Genomic DNA, 18,226 nt, shown 5'->3' with positions numbered 1-18,226 from the left:
ATTAGATAAATATCCTTAAAATTTATCCATAAAAAAAAGCATCAGCTGTAGGCAGCTGATGCTTTAATTTTTTTTGGGCAAAAAAGGTGAAGATTAACGACGAAACGAAGGACTTTCGTTTACTGATTCGTCAAGCTTGACGATTTTTGTTTTCTTAGCAGAAACTGTAATTTCATGTTTCGCTACTTTACCATTTTCTGTTACATGTAGGATGTAAGTTCCGGCAGGAAACGCCTCTAAACTTAATGTTTTCGAAATTTCTAATTTGTCTGTAGCAGATTCTCCTGTGTACACCAAATTATTGCTTTCGTCGTAAATAGAAAAAACTGATTTCTCAACGGTGTTTAAAGTAAAGCTAACTACTTTTCCGTTTCCGGTTTTTATATTCAAAATATAATCCCCTTTTCCATCAATTGCATAAGTAAAGATTGTTGTTAAAAATACGGCAACAACTAAGCCCATTTTTGTAAAATTTGTCATGTTTTTTTTAAATGTTAATTACTATTTGTGGAACGCTCAAAACTACAAATTGAAATTTAATTTTATGCAATAAAACTACTTTTTTTAATGTCTAAATTGCTGAATCAAAGATGTTTCTGTCGTTTATCTGAACTATGTACGTAAATAAAGGGATGTTGGATGTTTTTCTTTTAATATTTTTTAATAGTGTGTAAATCACCCTATTGTATTTATTAGGAATAGTTTTCGAAAAACAATTTACTAAAATATTTTAGTAAATTTTAGGCATAAAAAAACAGCTCAATAACCACAATGAGCTGTCTTAAAAACGACTTTTCGTTTTAAACTTTACTAACTATCTAACCTCACTTTTATACTGTATGAGTATAATTTTTTAACGTACTGCTACGCTTGTATTTTTAGCAGAAAATCCTGCTTTGTAACTTGATGAAACTGCTTTTGTAGATAAAACTGTAGCATCATCTGTTACGGTAATTTCATGTCTCACTTTTTTTACATTATCCTCCGCTTCTAAATAGTAAGTTCCTGACGGAAACTCTTCTAAGCTAAAAGTTCTCAAAATTCCTTCTTTGCCTGAAGCACTTTCAGAATAGATTAAACTACCATCTTTATCATAAATAGCCAGGTTTGCTTTTTGCACTTTATTAAGGGCAAATGTTATTAGCTTTCCGTTTGCTTTTAATACATGAAGATTAAAATCTTCATTCCCGTCAATTGCATAAGTACTAATTCCTGAAAAAAGTACCGCACATACTAAACTTAATTTTACAATCTTTTTCATGATGTTTGTTTTTTAGATTAATAGTTCTAATTCTCTGATGCTAAATTACTTACATTATGAATGTTTTTTCACAACTCTATTCTCCAATTTCGATGCTATATTCTCATTTACGAAACCGTTATAGGTTAAAATTTGAATTATATTTATCGTTTTTGTTAATTCGGTTATTATTTTTCAACGTTTCCGATAAATTAAGAGAATGTAAATTTATTTCTGCTTCTTACAAAAAATTATGCAGATAGAAGTTTTTTGCGCAAGAGGCAAAGGCTTTTTTTATTATAGATTTAAAGTAATAAACACAAAGTTCGCTAAGCTTTATTTTGAATTAGCTTTGCGAACTTTATGTTTTGCGGTTATTGTAGATAAAAATTTTAGCTGCTGAGTTCTCTCAACTACTGCTAAATTAAATTATTTGAGGTGAAAAAATAAGGCACAAAAAAAACAGCTCAATAACCACAAAGAGCTGTTTCAAAACAATCACGTTTTTAACTTTACTAACTATCTAACCTCATTTTTATACTTTATGAGAGTATAAACTTTTTTAGCGTACTGCTACGCTTGCATTTTTTGCAGTTGTATCTGCTTTATATGATGACGAAACTGCTTTTGTAGATAATACAGATGCATCATCAGTAATTGTAATTTCGTGTCTTACTTTTTTAACGCTGTCTTCAACTTCTAAGAAATAGATTCCTGCTGGAAATTCTTCTAAACTAAAAGTTCTTAAGATTCCTTCTTTACCTGAAGCATTTTCAGAATAGATTAAACTTCCGTTTTTATCATAAATACTCAAGCTTGCTTTTTGTACCTGATTTAGAGCAAACGTAATTATCTTTCCATTAGCTTTTAATACATGAAGGTTAAAATCATCATTTCCATTCCCATTTCCATCAATTGCATAAGTGCTTATTCCTGATAAAAGTATTGCACATACTAAACTTAATTTTACGATCTTTTTCATAGCTCTATGTTTTAAAGTTTTTAGTTCTAATTTTCTGATGCTAAATTACTCCGGTTATCGCTTTTTTTACACAACTCTATTTTCCAATTTATGTGCTATATTCTCATTTACGAAACCGTTATAGGTTAAAATTTGAATTAAATGAGGTGTTTTTGTTAATTACGCTATTATTTTTCAATTATTTGTAACTGTTAATATTTTTTTGGATTCATCTAATATTCTTACAAAAGTGAGGTATGCGTATAAAAAGAGTCAATTAAATACGATATATTAAAAAAATCAACAAAAAAAATACGAGTAGTTAAAAAAATACGCTGATTGCTAAAAAAGGAGAATTCTAACTTCACTAATTTTAGTGAAAAATTCTCATTTGCGAAACCGATATAGGTTAATTTTTAAATTATATTAGGTAATTTTGTTAAATTTGCTATTATTTTTTAAAGATTTTATCATGAAGACAATCGCCCCCGCTCTTGAAGTGATATCTAACTCTTACGGAAGTTCTTTTACCTATACTAAGCATGCCCAAAAGACCAATATTAAATCTCATTTATGGCATTATCATCCGGAAATTGAATTGGTTTATATAAACGGTGGCGCAGGTAAAAGACAAATAGGAAGCCATGTTTCTTATTATACCAATGGCAGTTTGATATTAATAGGTTCTAATTTGCCGCATTGTGGTTTTACAAACGAGCAAACCGGAAATATAAATGAAACCGTTATTCATATTAAACCTGAATTTTTAGGAAGTGAGTTTTTTGGTGCTCCCGAAATGAGAAAGGTGCAAAATATCCTGAGCCAGTCAAAAGGTGGAATTGCTTTTGGCGGAGAAACAAAAAAACAAATAGGCAAGAAAATCGAAATGATGGAGAACCAACTTCCGTTTGAACGATTAATAACTCTTTTGAGTATTTTAGACGAATTAGATTCTTCAAAAGATTACACGGTACTTAATGCCGATGGGTTTTCATTAGAATTGCATACACAGGATAATGATCGTATAAATGTTATTTTTAATTATGTTAAAGATCATTTTCAGGAATCGATTGCCATAGACGAAGTTTCGAGTTTGGTGAGTATGACGACGCCTTCTTTTTGTCGTTATTTTAAAAAGATTTCGAATAAGACCTTTACAGAATTTGTAAATGAATATCGTTTGGTACATGCATCAAAACTATTGGCCGAAAAACCAATAAGTATAAATGAAGTATGTTACGAAAGCGGTTTTAATAATTTTAGCCACTTTAGTAAATCTTTCAAACAATATACAGGTAAAAGCGCTTCGCAATACCGTCAGGAACACAAGATTATTATTAGCTAAATCAAGGTAGAAATCCAGGCTTTTAAATTTTGACTTTAAAATTTGGAATTTTTTTACACTTCATTATTGTTATAAAAATTATATTTACACACTTGTTATTTTCAAAATATAACAAGTGTGTTAAGGATAGATTTAATACATCAACCAAATTTTATAACTTAATGAGTTTATTTAGAAAACCTATAGCATTCCTGCTTATCGGAATGACATTTTTTAGCTGTAGCAAAAAAGAAACAGCTTTTCCTGATCCTTTAATTACCAATCGCGATACAACGGTAAATCCTGCTGAAGATTTTTTTAATTATGCCAATAATGGCTGGTTCAAAAGAAATCCTATTTTGCCTACCGAAAGCAGTAACGGAATAATGCGAACGATCAATGATACGATTAACAGTCAAATAAAAAGTATCTGCGAAAACTCGGCTAAAGATGAATCTGCAGCAAAAGGAAGTAACAAACAAAAAATAGGTGATTTTTATGCTTCTGGAATGGATACGATTGCCATTGAAAAAGCTGGTTTGTCGCCGCTAAATGCCGAAATCAGGAAAATCAATGAAATAAAAGATATTTCAGGATTAGTAAACACAATGGCGCATTTGCAAACTGTAGGAGCAGAGCCGGGATTTACATTTTATATTTCGCAAGATGATAAAATCAGTACTAAATATGCTTTGTTTTTTGGACAAGGTGGTTTAGGAATGAAACAACGTGATTATTATCTTGATTTAGACAAACGAAATGTAGAAATTCGTTCAGCTTATTTAGCGCATCTTAAAACTATGATGCGAGCTATGGGAGACGAGGAATCTGTTGCGGTAAAAAATGCTGCAACGATTATGAAACTCGAAACTGAACTGGCAAAATCATCCAGAAAATTAGAAGCTCTTCGTGATCCGCTGGCAAATTACAATAAACTTTCTGTAGAAAAATTCAATACAATTACACCGGATATCGACTGGAAAAAAGTGCTTCCTGTTTTGGGAATTGCAAAAGCAGATTCGGTTATTGTAGGTCAGCCGGAATTCTTTAAAGCATTAAATAAAACCATTAAAAGTTATTCTGTCGAAGAATGGAAAACATATTTAAAGTGGAGTCTTGTAAGTGCATATGCGCCATATTTGACGAAAGCTATAGAAAAAGAAAACTTTAAATTCTATGCCACAACACTAAATGGTGTTGCGACTCAAAAATCACGATGGAAAAGAGTAGTCGAGCAAACAGATCTGTCTCTGGGAGAATTAATAGGTCAGGTTTATGTTGCTGATTATATGCCAAAAGGGGTAAAGGAAAAATTACTTGAAATAGGAAACAATATTCGTGATGTATTTGCTTCGCATATCAAAAAGTTAGACTGGATGAGTGAAGCTACCAAACAAAAAGCATTATATAAATTAAGTAAAATGGTGATGAAGTTGGGATATCCGGATAAATGGAAAGATATGAGCCAACTTTCTATCAATAGAAATTCGTATTGTGCAAATGTTATGAACGCCTATATTTGGGATTATAAGTTTATGATCAATAAATACGGAAAACCGGTTGACAGAAACGAGTGGATAATGCAGCCACAAACCTATAATGCATATTATAATCCAAGTAATAACGAAATCGTGATTCCGGCTTGTAATATTATTGTTCCGGGTTATGAAGGGCGCATGCCTGATGATGCTATTTTGTACGGAATAATTGGCGGATCTTTCTTTGGACATGAAATCACACATGGTTTTGATGATCAGGGAAGTCAATATGACGAAAAAGGAAACTTGAATAATTGGTGGACACCAGAAGATTTGAAAAAATTCAAAGCTAAAACACAATTAATCGTAAATCAGTATAATAAATTTTCTGTTTTAGGAAAACACATTAACGGAGATGCCACTCAAGGTGAAAATATTGCAGATTTAGGCGGAGTAATTATGGGTTATGAAGCATTTCAGAAAACAGCCCAGTTTAAAGACAAAGAAAAAATTAGCGGTTTGACACCTGATCAGCGTTATTTTCTGGCCTATGCTTATTCGTGGATGATTAACAGAAGGGATGAATCTAAAATTAACCAAATCATGACCGATGTTCATTCGCCGGAACAATTTAGAATTAACGGACCTTTAAGTAATATACCGGAATTTCATAAAGCATTCAATGTCAAAAAAGGAGATAAAATGTATCAGCCCGATAGCTTAAGAGTCGTAATCTGGTAAAAAATAAATTGTAAGTTATATATAAACCATTCGTTGCGTCGAATGGTTTTTTGTTTCACGAAGATTCTGGCAAATTTTATTTAGATTTAAAATTAAAAAATCTGTTTACATCTGCTTAAATCTTTTGAATCTGCGTGAAATAAAATCATTTTAGTCATAATCTAATTAGTGGAAATTCGAATAATTAGTGGCAAACTTTTTTAAATAGTATAGTCTGAAAAAATATCACAAATAGATAAACGGACTGCTAAAAACTGGTGGGATTTTTCATATGATTTATTTAGAAAAGGGTATATTTACAATCCCTAATCAGAAAAAAATAAATATGAAAAACTTTAGAATTCTAGTATTTACGGTTCTTTTATGCGCTTGTTCAGTAAGTTATGCTGCAAAAGTAGATACTTTGCAAGTGGCAAGTACCGCTATGAGCAAAACCTACAAAGCTGCGGTTGTTTTGCCTAATTCGTACTCAAAAAGCAAATCGGCATTTCCGGTTATGTATTTATTGCATGGTGCGTATGGACATTTTGGTGATTGGTTAAAAAATACGCCAAACAAAAAGTTGGTTCAGAGCCTTTCTGACCAGTATAATATCATTATTGTAATGCCCGAAGGTGAAACCTTTAGTTTTTATCTGGATAGTCCGGTAAATAAAGGAAGTCAGTTTGAAACTTTTATTACACAAGAAGTGATCCAGAAAGTAGATAAAACCTATAGAACGATAAGCAATAGAAACGGAAGAGTAATTACAGGACTTTCTATGGGTGGTCATGGCGCATTGTATTTATCTGCCAAACATCCTGATTTATTTTGTGCTGCCGGCAGCATGAGTGGTGCAGTAGATATGAGTACGATGCTTAATCGTGAATCATCTGCACAAGTAGTAAAATTGATGCAGCCCGTTTTTGGCGATAAAAGCGACAGCTCGGCAATGTATGAGCAATATGCCGTGATGGGAATGCTGGATAAACTAAAGGTAAATAAGTTACCACTAATTATAGATTGCGGAGTTGATGATTTTTTGATAGAACCCAACAGAGAATTACACCGAAGATTGGTTTATAATAAAGTAGAACACGATTATACAGAACGCCCGGGAGCACATACTTGGGATTACTGGGAAAATTCACTACCTTACCATGTGTTATTTTTTAATAAAATACTGCTTAAAAACCAGCAGGTTGCAAAAAAATAATAACATTTTTAGTGCTAAACCATCCAAAATACTTTTTTTGGTTTGGTTTTTGGAATACCTTTATAAACCTTAAAAAAATAATTATTATGAAAAAGATACTTACCTTATTCGCAGTTGTTGGATTAATCGTGTTCTCAAGTTGTGAAGGACCAGAAGGACCAGAAGGGCCTGCAGGACCAGTTGCTCCAGTTTTTGAAGTGAACAATGTTAATTTCGCTGCTAATGGAGATGGAATATTACAAAAATTTCCTTCTTCAATTTATTCTGGAGATGTAATTTTGGTATATAGATTAGTTGATGTTATAAATGGGCGTGATGTATGGAGACCAATTCCGGAATCATATTATTATGATGATGGGACTGTATACTTTACCTATAAATTTAATTTTACTCAAGATGATTTTGAAATATATCTTGATGGGTTTGAATTAAATACTATTCCAGCTAATTTAAGAACGAATCAAACTTTTCGTATTGTTATAGTTCCTGGTGATGACGGTGTTAACACTAAAAAATCAATTAATAAAGCAGATTACTCAGATTACGATGCTGTTATTAAAAAGTATAATATTGATGATAGTAATGTTAAGAAATTAAACTAATAAGTTGAATGAAAATAAAAAAGGAGATCTTTGATCTCCTTTTTTATTAGCTAGTTTTTCCTTTATCTTCGTCCAGGAGTTGGTTCTGGAAAGTTCACATTTAGTGATGAGTCAAACGGTTTTTCGACGATATTAATTAGAGGCATAGTCATACTATAGTCATTTGTTGATATGGGTGCTCCATATCCTGGGATACTAGTAGAAGGATGTAATGAGATTAATAAAGCCTTTTTTTCTTCAGTAGTAGAAAATTTAAAAACTAATGTTTTTTGTACTACAGCGAGAGATTGGCCATCTAAAGTGTAAGATCTTGTGTTATTAATATGAGAATTTCCATATCCAATTACACTATTTATACCTTTGCTCTCACATGGATCTTGTTGATGCCTATCGTTAAGTATTTCAATTATTCCATCATCTTTTAATTGCATAAAAATAGTAGGACGACCATCACTATATGCTTTGTCTATTGAAAATCTATTATCATAAAAACTAACCTTAATAGAAATTTCATATGTGACATTTGCTTTAAAATTATATTCAATGGAAATTGCAGAACCACTTTGGTTGTTGTCATGCCATACTTCACCTGTTCGTCCAATACTTTTTCGCCCTTTATTACTTGCAGTTAAAACTAATGAACCATAAGACGGATTAAGATGTGGTGAACCGTAGCCTCTTATTAAATATGATTTAGTTTCTGGATATGGATATGCGTATGGAATAGAACCAAACACTCCAGCATCAGTATAGTAAGAGTTTCCATTATTATATCTTTTAACTGTACAACCGCTTTTTGTAGAGCTTCCTACTCCAGATGCAAAGTTTATACTAACCGAATTCTCTTCACTTTTTGAGGTTAAATTGTTTGCTTCTTCTGTTTTATCTGGGATATCATATACAAATATTGGAGGTTTCGGTTTTGAGCCATCCGTAATTTCGGAGTAATATTCTATAGATCCATTAATAATATACAATTGCATTGGGTTATTGAGTGACTTAGTCTTTGAAGTCAATTCTTCTTTATTGTCACAACTAGTGATAATAAAGATAAATACTAAATAAAGGGAAATTTTTCTCATAATAAATGGTTTTTAAATAGTTTATAATGAGGTAAACATATTGAATATAAGTATATAGTCTTACTTTTATATGTTAAATTATAATATTTATCTTATAATTTAACAATTGGCTAAAAAAAAGAAGATCGTAAGATCTCCTTTTGTATAAATATATGTCTCGAAAAACTATTCTTCTACTTTAGGAGCTTCTTCTGCATCTTTTCCGTATTTCAAAGAAACAAGGATTCCTACTAAAAGCGAAAGCGCAATAAATCCTAATGAAGCCCATTCCGGAACGTGAATAAAATCGTGAAGAATCATTTTTAATCCTACAAAAGCTAATATTGCTACTAAACTATATTCAAGGAAACTGAATTTTGCCAGCATATTTGCAAGGAAAAAGTACATAGAACGCAATCCTAAAATAGCAAAGATATTAGAACTGAATACTAAAAATGGGTCTGATGTTATGGCTAAGATTGCAGGAACGCTATCAACAGCAAAAAGAACATCCATAACCTCAATAACAATCAAAGCTACAAATAATGGAGTAGCAGCTTTTTTTGCGGTTTTTGTAGTAATGAAAAATTTCTCGCCTTCCATTTCAGAAGTAATCGGAATAATTTTTCCAAGTGTTTTATATACAAAAGAATCTTTAGGCTGAAAGTCATCATCATCTCCTGAGAATAACATTTTTAGCGCCGTGAAAATTAGGAAACCACCAAACAAATAAGTTGTCCATGTAAATTTATTGATCAGCATTACGCCAAAGAAAATCATTAATCCACGAAAGATTACAGCACCCAGGATTCCCCAGAATAAAACGCGGTGTTGGTATTTTTGTGGTATTTTGAATGATGCAAAAATAATAGCAATCACAAATATATTATCTACACTCAAAGACAACTCAATCAAATACCCCGTAATAAACTTCATAGAAGCCACGGCTGGTTTCAGATTGTCAGGATTTGCAATATAATCAGTAGTGTAAAGCCAGTAAATTACTCCTGAAAACAGGAATGATAAAGTAACCCAAATAAGTGTCCATTTACTTGCTTCTTTCGTACTAATAATATGTGGGTTTTTATTAAAAACTCCTAAGTCTAAAGCAAGAATAAAAACAACGGCTAATAAAAACAAAATCCAGACTATCATGATACTTTTTTTAAATGATTTACAAAGATAGTTTTTGAAGTTTAACTTAAAAATTTATTATCGAAAAGTTGTGTTCAAATTCTGAATAAACTTAAAGATTTTCTAAGTTAGTAATGTTGGTTTTGTATGTGATGAGAAGATTGCGGTAAATGGCACGCGGATGGTATGGATTCGCTTTGCGAAAACGCGGATTTGTACGGTTTTTTTTTCTTTATACTATCACTTTTGTCATCCCGAGGAATGAGGGATCTCCGTAAGTAGCTCTACAAAGAATGCAAAGATAAACCCGACAGGTTTTTAAAACCTGTCGGGTTTACTGGTAATAAAAAAAGTGCCATCAAATGACGGCACTTTTTAGAATATATTCTGAGCTTTAAATTACAACGCTGAGTTAACAGTTTTGATAATTCTTGCAGCAATTTTGTATGGATCACCGTTTGAAGCTGGTCTTCTGTCTTCTAACCAACCTTTCCAACCTTTTTGAACCGTCATTAAAGGAATTCTGATTGAACATCCTCTGTCAGAAACTCCATAAGAGAAATCGTGGATAGATGCAGTTTCATGTTTACCAGTTAAACGTTGGTCGTTGTAAGCTCCGTAAACCGCGATATGCTCAGCAGTAACAGGACGGAAAGCTTCACAGATTTTTTCGTAAGTAGCCTGGTCTCCACATGTTCTTAATACTTCGTTAGAGAAGTTAGCATGCATACCTGAACCATTCCAATCTGTGTCTCCTAGTGGTTTTGGGTGATATTCTATATAGTAACCATATTTTTCAGTCAAACGATCTAATAAGTAACGCGCTACCCAAATTTCGTCTCCGGCTTTTTTAGCACCTTTAGCGAATAATTGAAATTCCCATTGTCCGCAAGCAACCTCTTGGTTGATTCCTTCAAAGTTAATTCCGGCAGCAATACATAAGTCAGCATGTTCTTCTACTAATTTTCTTCCGTGTGTGTTTTTTCCACCTACAGAGCAGTAGTACATACCTTGTGGAGCAGGATATCCTCCAACAGGGAAACCTAATGGCAATAAAGTTTTAGTATCCATGATGAAATACTCTTGTTCGAAACCAAACCAAAAATCATCATTATCATCATCAATTGTAGCTCTACCGTTAGATGGGTGTGGAGTTCCGTCTGCGTACATAACTTCAGACATTACTAAATATCCGTTTATACGAGTTGGATCCGGGTAAATTGCAACTGGCACTAATAGACAGTCTGAAGATCCACCTTCGGCTTGTTTTGTTGACGAACCATCAAATGACCAGTTTCCAAGTTCTTCTAATGTTCCTTTGAAATTTTCATGCTCTTCAACTTTAGTTTTACTTCTAAGATTTTGAGTTGGTTCATATCCATCTAACCAAATGTACTCTAACTTAATTTTAGCCATAATAATATAAATTAATTTTTTTTGTTTTTTTCGTTGGGTCAAATATAGATTTATTTTTTTAGCCGTAAAAATTAGGGGGCTGTTTTGTTTAGCTGAGTATTATTTTTTGGATAAGCGCAATTTTCAGAGGGGTATATTTTTAAAAAAGCAATTTTTAACACCATTAAAAAATAAATTCGTAAAAATTACTACTGTTTTTTGAATTTTAAGGTTAAGGAATTATCAAAAAATGTTTATTTAATGAATAATACTGTGTTATTTTGTTATATTTCTTTGAATCAAATTCATTATTCTTTGAAAAAAGCTTCGATCATTGAAAAATCATCGAATAAAAATCTGGAATTTATCTTTAAAACAGGCTATTTTATTGTTTATATTTGTTCTTCTTTTTTTAGTAAAAATTATTACAAATTTTAAACTTAATATACATGTCAACATTACGTTTCCAAGCTTTAAAAGAAGCTTCTACAAGAAAGCCGGTACATTTTGAAGAAATAGACAGAAAGTCTAACCTTTTTGGTGCAAATGTGTTTAATGAAAAAGCAATGAAGCAGTTTTTGACTTCTGATGCTTTAAAGGGAGTTAGAGATGCGATTCAGCACGGAACTAAAATAGACAGAAAACTGGCAGATTATATTGCCATGGGAATGAAAGAATGGGCATTATCAAAAGGCGTTACGCATTATACTCACTGGTTTCAGCCTCTTACAGGAACAACCGCAGAAAAACACGATGCTTTTTTTGAAACATCATATGACGGAAGCGATCCTGTAGAAAAATTTGGCGGGGCACAATTAGTACAGCAAGAACCGGATGCATCAAGTTTTCCAAATGGCGGAATCAGAAATACATTCGAAGCCAGAGGATATACAGCGTGGGACCCAACTTCTCCGGCATTTATATATGGAACAACCTTATGTATTCCAACCGTTTTTATTGCCTATACGGGAGAAGCCTTAGATAATAAAATTCCGTTGTTAAGAGCATTGTCCGCAATGGATGAAGCAGCGACAGAAGTATGTAAATATTTTGATAAAAACGTAAAAAAAGTAACGGCAACTTTAGGCTGGGAACAGGAATATTTTTTAATCGACAAAGCACTTGCAAACTCACGTCCGGACTTAATGATGACCGGAAGAACATTATTAGGACACACCTCTGCAAAAGGGCAACAATTAGACGATCATTATTTTGGTTCTATCCCAACGCGTGCCTTAACGTATATGAGAGATTTAGAGCAAGAATGTATGTTATTGGGAATACCAGTAAAAACACGTCATAATGAGGTTGCGCCAAATCAATTTGAGTTGGCTCCAATTTTTGAAGAAACAAATCTTGCCGTAGATCATAACTCCTTATTGATGGATGTGATGCAAAGAGTGGCTGAGCGTCATGATTTTAAAGTTTTATTTCACGAAAAACCATTCAAAGGTGTAAACGGTTCAGGAAAACACAATAACTGGTCGTTAGCAACAGATACGGGAGTTAATTTATTAAGTCCTAGTAAAACTCCTATGAGTAACTTACAGTTCCTGACTTTCTTTATCAATACCATAAAAGCAGTAAACGATAACGAAACTTTATTAAGAGCTTCGATTGCAACCGCAAGTAACGATCACAGGTTAGGAGCAAATGAAGCGCCGCCTGCAATTATCTCTGTATTTATTGGAGCGCAATTGACTAAAGTTTTGTCAGAGTTAGAAAGCGTTACCACAGGAAAATTATCTCCTGAAGAAAAAACAGATTTAAAATTAAACGTAGTAGGTAAAATTCCGGATGTTCTTTTAGATAATACAGACAGAAACAGAACTTCGCCTTTTGCCTTTACAGGAAATAAATTTGAGTTCAGGGCTGTAGGTTCAAATGCCAACTGCTCGAACGCAATGACTACTTTGAACGCTATTGTGGCCAAACAATTAAAAGATTTTAAAACAGAAGTTGATACTTTGATCGAGTCAAAAGACATGAAAAAAGATGATGCTATTTTTAATGTTTTAAGAGAGTATATTAAACAATCTAAAAAAATACTTTTTGAAGGCGACGGATATAGTGAAGCTTGGGAGAAAGAAGCAGCAAAAAGAGGTTTAAGTAATTTTAAAACTACGCCCGAAGCAATCAAAGCCAAAGTTTCTAAACAGGCATTAGACTTGTTCTCTGAATTAGGGATTCTAAATCATGTTGAAGCAGAAGCGCGTTACGAAATAGAATTAGAAGAATACACTAAGAAAATCCAGATCGAAGGAAGAGTTTTAGGAGATATCGCGAGAAACCACGTTATTCCTACAGCAATTCGCTATCAAAATACTTTGATTGAAAACGTAAAAGGATTAAAAGAGATCTTTGGGAAGGAATTTGAAACTATTGCCAAAGAACAAATTGTTCTTATAAAAGAGATTTCCGGTCATATAGAAGGAATCAATTCTAAAGTATTAGCAATGACAAATGAAAGAAGAACAGCCAATCATTTGACAGATGCCCAAAAAATGGCAGAGGATTACTGTAACAAAGTAAAACCATATTTTGAGGATATTAGAAATCATTGCGATAAACTGGAACTATTGGTAGATGACGAAAGTTGGACATTGACTAAATACAGAGAATTACTATTTACGAAGTAATATTAAAATAAAAATTATAGCAAAGCCCGCCAATTTAGGTGGGCTTTTTTTGCTTTTATGCTAAAATAATACAGAATCAACCTCATTTTTAGCAGATACAGCACACTAAATATGAGTAAATTACAATAACAAAGTAATTTCCTACTTATATTTTTAAAGATTTCAGCAGTTCATCGAGATAGTTTTACATTTCATCGAAAAGTCATTAAGCTATTGAAAAATAGCTGTTTATAGTTGATTTGATTTTCGATAAGTTTTCTAATTTTGATCATGAAGAAAGAAAATAATCGTTCTGATTTTATTTTCGAATGACGATTTTGATAGCGCGATTTCCCCAAATCCTCCTTGCCTACATAATAAGTTGTATTAATAACCAATTAAATATATCTATTATGAAAAAAGTAATTTTAAGCATCTCAGCGATGCTGTTTGTGGGAGTCGCAGCCTTTGCGCAGGTTTTACCGGGAACTTACAGCCCTAATAGCAGTTATGTAAATCAAACCGGATCAAGTCAGGATGCATATGTTAACCAAATTGGGACAAGTCAGAAATCAAGTGTGATTCAGAAAAATTTCAAAAATGAAGCAGACGTTTACCAAGGAGTAAACCCTGGACAAATTACATTACCAATAGTAGGGAATATTTCGCATGACAATTTAGCTATGGTATCTCAGGATGGTAAATTGAATAAAGCTTATATCTCTCAAAACAACTGGAGAAACAAAGCGTACCAAACTCAGGTAGGAAATGAAAATGAAGCTACTATCTGGCAAGACGAAACCAATATCGCTTACGGATTAGGCTTTTCTGGTAATTTAATAGGTGAGGATGTAGCGACTCAAACACAAACCGGAAACCATAATAAAGCAACTGTTGATCAGGGAACTTCAGGAAATCCTGTAGCAAGCGCTTCGGTTTTTACCGGAATGCTGCCTTTGACAACTTCAATTTCGGCAAAACCTCACGGAAGCAATGAAGCTACTCAAACCCAAACAGGTAATTATAATGAAGCTTACACTAGTCAGGGAGGTTATAATAACAGTTCCAGCCAAGTTCAGAATGCATCAATATTAGCTTCTTCTGCAAATAAAAATGTATCAAACCACTATCAATATGGGGATAATAATATTGCTAATGTTACACAAACAGGCATTAAAAATCTTGAAAACGTATTGCAGGAAGGAAATGGAAACAAATCTTATGCAACACAAAATTCTACATTTCCATCTAGTTTTGCAGGGAATGCAAGTGTAGTAATTCAACAAGGTACATTGAACTTATCTACTGTAGCACAAAGCAATTAATACTTAAAATATAAATGAGATAGTCATAGAACGTGACTATCTCATTTTTTAATTATAAAGAGATCAGGATGAAGAATTTTATTTTAAATATTGTGTTTATTTTTCTTTTTTCATCAGTGTTTTATGCACAGGAAAAAGAGAATAATTCAGATTTTAAAAACTACAGTTCCTCTTTGTTTAATTCAAAACAAGTGGCCTTAAGTATTGTTTCACTGATAGATAAAAGAGGTCAGAATGAATTGAATTTTAAAATTCCTTCCGGTGTTCAGATACAGCAAATAGGAGATTTAAATAAAGTAACAGCATTTTTAAAATCAAATGAAACTAAAATTGCCGTAGATCAAAATGGAGATCGCAATCAATTGTTTTTAGATAAAAAAGCAAAATCAATTACCCAGAATATTGTTCAGCAGGGAGATAATAATAAGATTTCTGATTTTACATTATATACCAATTATAATATAAATATGGAAATGATTCAAAAAGGAGACAATCAAAAAATTCAGAATATTGGAACCAATTCCTTGTCAAAGAACATGAGAATTACACAAACAGGCAATGGGGCTTCGATAATTCTTATCAACAACTAAATTTGAAACATGCATTTTAAAAACCGACATATTACTTTGATATTCCTAATTTTTACCACCACAATTTATGGTCAGGTGCCACAGGACAAAATCAAGCCCAAACTTGAAATTGAAAAGATTGAAGGCAACGTAAAAATTACGGGTACTGCAGAGAATCTTACAGATGTCATTAGAAGTGCAGGCTACAGAATGTCTGTTATAAAAAATAATAGTAAAACTAATAATGAGTCTAATAATGATCAGATTGGTGTTTTTACCCTTCAGCCAAATGAACTGCAAAAGTTATCGACTTCTCAAATTAATCTTTCAGAAGATGATGAGGTAATCGTTTTATTATTGTTTTATGATGAAGACAAACAAATAATAGCAAAAGACCGTGTGGTGTTGGGCGAAGAAAAAAAAAAGACAATGTAATAGTGCTTCCTGTTGACGGTTTTATGTTAAGAGGAATTATTACAGATGATACCAAAACCAAAATTGGTAAGGATTTTTATGATCGGTATTATTACAAATACAATGATATTGGAATAAATGCTGAAAAAATAGTCACAATAGGTGAAGAATATAGTTTTGCAAGAAATACTGCGATAACAATAACTATAGACAACGAGGTTATCTACGAGTTTTTAGCCAGACCGGACGACGAGTTTCTGGATGCAGTTGCAGAGGAATCTGTAAATGCCACCTTTACTTATTTTAAAGAAAAAGAAAAGCAGCGAAAATATTTCACTCAGTATTAATTTTATTATTAGCGACATGAAATGTATTATAATCCTGGTAGTATTTCTACTTGTGTCTCCGTTTATACATGCTCAGGCTTTAGTTTATAAACCTGTAAATCCGGCTTTTGGAGGAGATACCTTTAATTATCAATGGCTTTTGAGCAGTGCCGAAGCTCAGAATAAGCAGAAGGATAAAACGACCGAAACAAAACAACAAACTGATCTTGAACGATTTAAAGCCAATTTAAATGCGCAGTTGTTAAGTCAGATTTCAAGCTCACTCTACAAGCAACAATTTGGTACAGATGGTATTAAGCAAGGTTCTTACACCTTTGGGAGTTATTCTGTAGATGTTTATCCATCTTCAGACGGGCTCACACTAAATATTTTAGATACCAATACCGGAGAACAAACTCAAGTAATCATCCCAAATCAATGATATGAGATTACATCACTACTTACTTATTTTATTCGGATTTCTTTTTTCGGGTTGTGGTGCTTATTACAATCAGCCAACCGGAGTTCAAAAAGCAGTTTTAGGAGAAGGTACTCCTGCTACTTCTTTATTAAAAGATTTGCCAAAACCGAAAGAACCCGTTGTGGTTGGAGTCTATAAATTCAGAGACCAGACAGGGCAGTATAAACCTCAGGAAAACGGAAGCAGTTTTAGTACAGCCGTAACTCAGGGAGCAACTTCTATCTTGATAAAAGCCCTGGAAGATTCTAAATGGTTTGTGCCAATTGAGCGTGAAAATATTGGAAATTTACTTCAGGAACGAAATCTCATTAGAGCCACACGTCAGGAATATGTAAAAAATGCCAATCCAAACGAACCTCAGTTAACGCCTTTATTATACGCCGGAGTTTTATTAGAAGGCGGGATAGTTTCATATGATTCTAATATAATAACAGGAGGTTTTGGCGCACGATATTTTGGGGCAGGAGCTTCTGTAAAATACCGTCAGGACCGTGTTACGATTTATCTGAGAATGATTTCGACATCAAACGGAAAAATTCTGAAATCAGTTTATATCTCTAAAACTATTTTATCTCAGGCAATTGATCAAAGTTTATTTAGATATGTAAACTTTAAAAGATTATTAGAAGTTGAAACAGGATATACTACAAATGAACCTGTGCATATGGCAGTAACCGAAGCGATAGAAAAAGCCGTTGAATCGTTAGTTCTGGAGGGTATAAAAGATAATATCTGGGAAGCAGATGCTCCAAAAGCGGAAGTTGATCATGTGTTGAAAGCGTATGACGAAGAAACAAAAACTGCAGATATATCAGCACTTTACGGAAGAGAATTAGAAAACAGAAGAAGTACGTTTGCCATCGAAATCTCAGGAGGAGCAACTTTAATGGACGGCGATTATCAAGATCCGCTTTTAAGACCTTTTGGTCGTGGTGCTTTGAAATTTTTTATAACACCCGGTTTTAATATCAGTGCCTCTACAAATGTGGTAAACCTTGCGAATAAAAATTTACTCGATGTAGGGTATATTACTTATGATCTTAATCTCGAATGGCTTTTACTCCCCAAAGATAAGTTGACACCTTATATATATGTAGGCGGAGGATATGCTACAAACAAAAAATTCGAAAATACATATAGTAAAATTCAATACGGTTTAGGGCTTGAATATTTAGTTGCAGACAAAATTGGAATAAAATTATTTGCAGAGCAAAATATTAATTTCAGCGATAATGTCGATTATATAAAAGCAGGAACGAGAGATGATTACTATTACAAATTTGGATTGGGACTTACTTATTATTTCGCAAAAAAGAAAAAATAGTAAAATCGTAAAAAACGCAATTCTGAAGATATAACGAT

General features: G+C 32.8%; 17 protein-coding genes. 11 read left to right on the top strand and 6 right to left on the bottom strand.

Features of this window, described 5'->3' with window-relative positions; genetic code table 11:
* Positions 1–93: 93 nt before the first annotated feature.
* From RC62_RS21320 to RC62_RS21310, 3 genes are all read right to left on the bottom strand, one after another.
* The gene (locus RC62_RS21320; protein ID WP_055098358.1) at positions 94–480 is read right to left on the bottom strand and encodes a hypothetical protein; all 387 of its coding nucleotides are present in this window, start codon (positions 478–480) and stop codon (positions 94–96) included.
* Between the two features lie 373 nt (positions 481–853).
* The gene (locus tag RC62_RS21315) at positions 854–1,261 is read right to left on the bottom strand and encodes a secretion protein (protein ID WP_055098357.1); all 408 of its coding nucleotides are present in this window, start codon (positions 1,259–1,261) and stop codon (positions 854–856) included.
* A gap of 541 nt (positions 1,262–1,802) precedes the next feature.
* Positions 1,803–2,222: a T9SS type A sorting domain-containing protein gene (locus tag RC62_RS21310; RefSeq protein WP_055098356.1), complete on the bottom strand. Its 420-nt coding sequence runs from the start codon at positions 2,220–2,222 to the stop codon at positions 1,803–1,805.
* Positions 2,223–2,673: 451 nt separating this feature from the next.
* Here RC62_RS21310 and RC62_RS21305 point away from each other — a divergent pair, with 451 nt between their 5' ends.
* The 4 genes from RC62_RS21305 (at position 2,674) to RC62_RS21290 (ending at position 7,541) form a co-directional block, all read left to right on the top strand.
* Positions 2,674–3,546, top strand: a complete 873-nt coding sequence (locus RC62_RS21305) for an AraC family transcriptional regulator (RefSeq protein WP_055098355.1) — start codon at positions 2,674–2,676, stop codon at positions 3,544–3,546.
* Between the two features lie 161 nt (positions 3,547–3,707).
* Positions 3,708–5,744 carry a M13 family metallopeptidase gene (locus RC62_RS21300; RefSeq protein ID WP_055098354.1) on the top strand — a complete coding sequence of 679 codons (2,037 nt, stop codon included), beginning with the start codon at positions 3,708–3,710 and terminating at the stop codon, positions 5,742–5,744.
* Between the two features lie 325 nt (positions 5,745–6,069).
* Complete coding sequence (locus RC62_RS21295) at positions 6,070–6,939, top strand: alpha/beta hydrolase (protein WP_055098611.1); 870 nt, start codon at positions 6,070–6,072, stop codon at positions 6,937–6,939.
* An 86-nt stretch (positions 6,940–7,025) separates the two neighbouring features.
* Positions 7,026–7,541 carry a hypothetical protein gene (locus RC62_RS21290; protein ID WP_055098353.1) on the top strand — a complete coding sequence of 172 codons (516 nt, stop codon included), beginning with the start codon at positions 7,026–7,028 and terminating at the stop codon, positions 7,539–7,541.
* A 62-nt stretch (positions 7,542–7,603) separates the two neighbouring features.
* On the opposite strand, the gene RC62_RS21285 is transcribed toward RC62_RS21290, so the two are convergent.
* The 3 genes from RC62_RS21285 to RC62_RS21275 form a co-directional block, all read right to left on the bottom strand.
* Positions 7,604–8,623: a hypothetical protein gene (locus RC62_RS21285; RefSeq protein WP_055098352.1), complete on the bottom strand. Its 1,020-nt coding sequence runs from the start codon at positions 8,621–8,623 to the stop codon at positions 7,604–7,606.
* 165 nt (positions 8,624–8,788) lie between these two features.
* On the bottom strand, positions 8,789–9,757 hold the full coding sequence (locus RC62_RS21280) for a TerC/Alx family metal homeostasis membrane protein (protein ID WP_055098351.1): 969 nt from the start codon (positions 9,755–9,757) through the stop codon (positions 8,789–8,791).
* Positions 9,758–10,135: 378 nt separating this feature from the next.
* Positions 10,136–11,152, bottom strand: coding sequence for a glutamine synthetase beta-grasp domain-containing protein (locus RC62_RS21275; protein WP_055098610.1), 1,017 nt, complete (start codon positions 11,150–11,152; stop codon positions 10,136–10,138).
* A 428-nt stretch (positions 11,153–11,580) separates the two neighbouring features.
* Between RC62_RS21275 and RC62_RS21270 the strand changes: the two genes are divergently transcribed.
* The 7 genes from RC62_RS21270 to RC62_RS21240 all read left to right on the top strand — a co-directional run bounded on the left by RC62_RS21270 (position 11,581) and on the right by RC62_RS21240 (position 18,188).
* Positions 11,581–13,770 (top strand): glutamine synthetase III, encoded by a 2,190-nt coding sequence (locus tag RC62_RS21270; protein WP_055098350.1) that lies wholly within the window; start codon positions 11,581–11,583, stop codon positions 13,768–13,770.
* Between the two features lie 392 nt (positions 13,771–14,162).
* Entirely contained in the window at positions 14,163–15,074 is a 912-nt protein-coding gene (locus RC62_RS21265; RefSeq protein ID WP_055098349.1) for a hypothetical protein, read from the top strand.
* 68 nt (positions 15,075–15,142) lie between these two features.
* A complete protein-coding gene (locus RC62_RS21260) occupies positions 15,143–15,664 on the top strand; it encodes a hypothetical protein (protein WP_055098348.1) in 522 nt (173 codons plus the stop codon).
* A 9-nt stretch (positions 15,665–15,673) separates the two neighbouring features.
* Complete coding sequence (locus RC62_RS21255) at positions 15,674–16,078, top strand: hypothetical protein (RefSeq protein ID WP_055098347.1); 405 nt, start codon at positions 15,674–15,676, stop codon at positions 16,076–16,078.
* Between the two features lie 23 nt (positions 16,079–16,101).
* Positions 16,102–16,404 carry a CsgE family curli-type amyloid fiber assembly protein gene (locus RC62_RS21250; protein ID WP_055098609.1) on the top strand — a complete coding sequence of 101 codons (303 nt, stop codon included), beginning with the start codon at positions 16,102–16,104 and terminating at the stop codon, positions 16,402–16,404.
* Positions 16,405–16,420: 16 nt separating this feature from the next.
* Positions 16,421–16,825, top strand: coding sequence for a curli production assembly/transport component CsgF (locus tag RC62_RS21245; RefSeq protein WP_055098346.1), 405 nt, complete (start codon positions 16,421–16,423; stop codon positions 16,823–16,825).
* Position 16,826: 1 nt separating this feature from the next.
* A complete protein-coding gene (locus RC62_RS21240; protein WP_055098345.1) occupies positions 16,827–18,188 on the top strand; it encodes a CsgG/HfaB family protein in 1,362 nt (453 codons plus the stop codon).
* Positions 18,189–18,226: the final 38 nt, after the last annotated feature.

Origin of the sequence: Flavobacterium aquidurense (assembly GCF_001404985.1) — a bacterium.
Classification (GTDB): Bacteria; Bacteroidota; Bacteroidia; order Flavobacteriales; family Flavobacteriaceae; genus Flavobacterium; species Flavobacterium aquidurense_B.
The sequence above is the reverse complement of the archived record's forward strand: the minus strand, read 5'-3'. Positions and strand labels throughout refer to the sequence as shown.